Below are 529 nucleotides of genomic sequence, written 5' to 3'. Positions count from 1 at the left end.
CTCTTCATCCAGATGAGAGATCAGCCGATCCGCAGCCGCCCAGGCCTCCTCTTCGGTTTCACGGACAATGACATGCAACCGGATGCCATAAGAGAGAGTACGGCCGCTCTCCTGCGCCCGTTGACGCACCACCGCCAGCTTTTCCGCCACCTGTTCAACCGGCTCGCCCCATGTCAGATAGGTGTCGATCTGATTCGCTGCAACATCGATTGCCGCATCCGACGATCCACCAAAATAGAGCGGCGGCCCCTTTTCCTGCACCGGCGGGAAGAGAATTTCTGCGCCTTCTACGCGGATATGCTCGCCCGCAAAGTCGACCTTCTCGCCTTTCATCAGGCGGGAGTAAACCTCAAGAAACTCCCGGGTCACTGTATAACGCTCTTCATGGCTCAGAAAGATACCGTCACCTTTGTTCTCCACCGGATCGCCACCTGTAACCACGTTAATCAGCAGACGTCCGCCGGATAGACGATCCAGCGTGGCCGCCATCCGCGCCGCCAGGCTCGGCGGTTGCAGACCAGGGCGAACC

General features: G+C 59.0%; 1 protein-coding gene. It reads right to left on the bottom strand.

Translation table 11 applies throughout. From position 1 onward, the window contains the following. Positions 1-529 (bottom strand): LLM class flavin-dependent oxidoreductase (locus NP77_RS22585; RefSeq protein ID WP_039662046.1); only part of this gene is annotated, 529 nt, incomplete at both ends.

Origin of the sequence: Pantoea sp. MBLJ3, assembly GCF_000816655.1 — a bacterium.
In the GTDB taxonomy this organism is placed as follows: Bacteria; Pseudomonadota; Gammaproteobacteria; order Enterobacterales; family Enterobacteriaceae; genus Pantoea; species Pantoea eucalypti.
This window is presented reverse-complemented; position numbering and strand designations above follow the sequence as displayed.